The sequence below is a fragment of the Lonsdalea britannica genome, from assembly GCF_946477055.1.
Classification (GTDB): domain Bacteria; phylum Pseudomonadota; class Gammaproteobacteria; order Enterobacterales; family Enterobacteriaceae; genus Lonsdalea; species Lonsdalea britannica_A.
The window spans coordinates 1-3,275 of the sequence record NZ_CAMKXG010000325.1 but is presented as its reverse complement, the minus strand read 5'-3'; the positions used below and the strand labels follow the sequence as shown (position 1 = coordinate 3,275).

The following is a 3,275-nucleotide window of genomic DNA, read 5'->3' as shown; positions in this document are numbered from 1 at the left end:
ACTATCCTCTTCGTCGGCAGCGTCAGATGTGTATAAGAGACAGGGTCAAAAGCCCCCGCGCTGCTCAAATCAGAGCAGCGCGTTTTCACTCCGAGAATTAATGCCCCAATAAGTGACGGTAAGAGCGATATTCAATATTATCCAGCTGTAACCCCAGCCTCAGCGCACACTCCTGACATTTCTCGCCCAGACGATCTAATTCCGATTCATGCTCCGTCATACAGGATATTCCGACGTAATGACCAAGTGACTCGATATAATCCAGCGTAATTTGAAAAGTATCTAAAAAATAAATACTTCGCGTTTTATTCACTTCGAATACCGGCTGGAATCCTAACGTCTTCAGCATACTGTCGGTGCGTTCAAATGACTCCACGTTAACCGTCTCGCTGCAGCCGGCGCGCGGCCCTTTGACGATCCACAGCTTGATGCCAGAGGGCACCATACATCGTAATAACATGCTGATATTTTTATGACTTAACGATTGTTCCGCCGTATCGTAATAGATATCGCTTTCTTTATTTTCAAAAACGAAAGATTCAGGATGAAGGCTGAATAATCTTTCGCGGAAAGCGGCAATATCTTGAATGCTGAACTTTAATGCAACCTCATATTTTCCTCTGAAATGTTCAATCACTGGCTTTCTCCATTACAGGCAACCCTGGCTAGAAAATCATTCCCAGAAAGTCATGTTTTTTAATTAATTTGTTCATTGCGGCATTGCCATGAATAACGGCGGTGGATAACCGTAAACGCCTTATTTCAGGCTAAAAATTGACGAAAAAAGACTGCACTGACCTCCACGCCGAATAAGGCATGGAGCAGGCGGCTGCAATGGCGCATTGGAACGCGCTATGAAGATCGCGGCTATTATCAACAAAAGTCTGACTTTGCGCTAATTACGTCTGGATATAACGACCTGCGCGGAACGTCCTATCGTGAGAAAGGGCTGACCAAATCCTACGGAGGGGATAAAAACGCCATTCAACGGGACTGAACCGATGCGCCACAGGTAGGAAAGAGTCAATGCGCGGCGTCGATAACGCGGGCAATCGCGCCGGAGGACGTCAGCGCGCGCACTTCGGCGAACAGTCCGGCAGCTTCGTCATACTCTTTACGCAGATAACCCAGCCACTGCTTGATGCGCGCGACATGATACATGCCCGTATCGCCTTGCTTTTCTAGCCTCACGTATTTTTGCAGCAGCCGGACCACGTCCGGCCACGGCATCCGCGGTTCGTTGTATTTGATGACCCGACTCAGATTGGGGACGTTCAACGCCCCGCGCCCCAGCATCACCGAATCGCATCCCGTTGCCTGCATGCAGGCCTGCGCGCTCGCATAATCCCAGATTTCGCCGTTGGCGATCACCGGGATGGTCAACCGCTGGCGGATCTCGCCAATCGCGTCCCAGTTGATGCGATCCGCCCGATAGCCGTCCTCTTTGGTGCGTCCGTGGACCGCCAGCTCGGTAGCCCCCGCCTGCTGCACGGCGTCGGCGATTTCGAAACGATGGCTGTCCGACGCCCAGCCCAATCGGACTTTCGCCGTCACCGGCATCGTCTCCGGCACCGCCGCGCGCATCGCTTTGACGCCCTGATAGATCAGTTCCGGATCTTTAAGCAGCGTGGCCCCGCCGCCGCTGCCGTTCACGAGTTTCGACGGACACCCGCAGTTCAGATCGACGCCGTAGGATCCCAGCTCCACCGCGCGGGCCGCATTTTCGGCCAGCCAGTGCGGATATTGCCCCAACAGCTGAACACGCACCCGCGTCCCCGACGGCGTGCGGCTGGCATGATGCAGTTCAGGGCACAGGCGATAAAAGGATTTGACCGGCAGCCGCTGATCGACCACGCGCAGGAATTCCGTAATGCACAGATCGTAGTCATTCACTTCAGTCAGCAGTTCACGGACCAGAGAGTCCAACACCCCTTCCATCGGGGCCAGCAGCACGCGCATAGTTATTATTCAGCTCACATCAACATCGGCACGCAATGGTACTGTCAGCAGACAAGCCAACGCAACGGAAAACACCGCCCCTCGCGGCGATCCCTATTCGCTTTTTTGCCGCATCACTGAAGGCGTGACGCCATACGCGGCCCGAAAGCGCTGGCTGAAGTGGCTGGAGGAACTGAATCCGCACGCCAACGCGATATCGGTCATCGGCAGCGCGGTATGGCGAACCAGATGGTGCGCACGTTCGAGGCGAACCTGCATCACAAACTGATGCGGCGCCATCCCCTCGCTGTGACGAAACATACGCGCAAAGTGAAATTCGCTCAGCCCGGCCTCGGCGGCCAGGTCCGCCAGCGTCAGCGGTTCCGCGAGCCGCGCGTCGATCAGCGCCCGAATGCGCTGACGAACCATTGGCGCCAGTCCGCCGCGCACCGTCGGCAGCGCCCACTGCAACTGGGTATAGCGCCGCAACACGTGAGTCATCAATAGCGTCGAGGCGGTCGTCAGCGTGAGTCTGTCGGCGGCGTCTTGCCAGCTGTGCTGCAACAGAAAGTGGCGATACAGGCTGACAATCTGCGCATCGTCGCCAAATACCCGCTCTTCGAGTTGCAGGCTCGCCGGACTGCGATCCCAGATCTGTTCCGCCAGCGCGCGCAGGTGGTCATCGGTGTAATACAGGTGAACGAACTGCAAATCGCTGCGGATATCCCACGTGGAAATGCTGTGTTTCGGCATCAGGCAAAAGCGATCCGGCCCGCCGCCGTTGAACCAGCCGTCCGGCCGTTTATGGTAGGACTCATAGCCCCCGGCGATATACAGGCTCAGGGTGTGATGATTGGTATTTTCAAGCGTGACACGGTCGTGGCTGTTCTGCCACGACGCCAGACTGACGCCGTTATTGAGGTCCACCGAATCCCGCAAATGCGTTTTATAGTGCTGCAAAACGTTCAGTGCCTCGTAGCTCGCCATAATGTCCTCTGTGAAAAAACCGCAATTTGATGGTAACCAGCGCAAATTCGTGACAGCGCGCCTGCCTGTCCAGCCGGATACTGAATGGTATCCGCCGTGACAGAGAGTCCTCTATGAATATCTTGCTTTATTTACTCGTCGTCCTGATTTGGGGCACCACCTGGCTGGCTATCAGCCTACAGCATGGCAGCGTGCCGCCGGAAGTGTCGGTCTTTTGGCGTTTCGCCATTGCCTCCGCACTGCTGTTATCGTTCCTGAAACTGACCGGTCGCCTGCGGCCCCTGCCGTGGCGCGGACATCTGCTTTGCGTGGTGCAGGGCGTCACTGTCTTCGGCATCAATATGATCTGT

The 3,275-nt window shown here is 55.6% G+C and carries 4 protein-coding genes; 1 reads left to right on the top strand and 3 read right to left on the bottom strand.

The genetic code is table 11. The features are described from left to right. Window positions 1-97 precede the first annotated feature (97 nt). The 3 genes from cyaB to Q7O77_RS16070 form a co-directional block, all read right to left on the bottom strand. The gene (cyaB, locus tag Q7O77_RS16080; protein ID WP_304169662.1) at window positions 98-637 is read right to left on the bottom strand and encodes a class IV adenylate cyclase; all 540 of its coding nucleotides are present in this window, start codon (window positions 635-637) and stop codon (window positions 98-100) included. Window positions 638-1,023: 386 nt separating this feature from the next. Further along, entirely contained in the window at window positions 1,024-1,959 is a 936-nt protein-coding gene (gene dusC / locus Q7O77_RS16075) for a tRNA dihydrouridine(16) synthase DusC (RefSeq protein WP_304169660.1), read from the bottom strand. Window positions 1,960-2,052: 93 nt separating this feature from the next. Next, complete coding sequence (locus Q7O77_RS16070; RefSeq protein ID WP_304169658.1) at window positions 2,053-2,925, bottom strand: helix-turn-helix domain-containing protein; 873 nt, start codon at window positions 2,923-2,925, stop codon at window positions 2,053-2,055. Window positions 2,926-3,038: 113 nt separating this feature from the next. Between Q7O77_RS16070 and Q7O77_RS16065 the strand changes: the two genes are divergently transcribed. Then, window positions 3,039-3,275 (top strand): EamA family transporter (locus tag Q7O77_RS16065; RefSeq protein ID WP_304169656.1); only part of this gene is annotated, 237 nt, incomplete at its 3' end.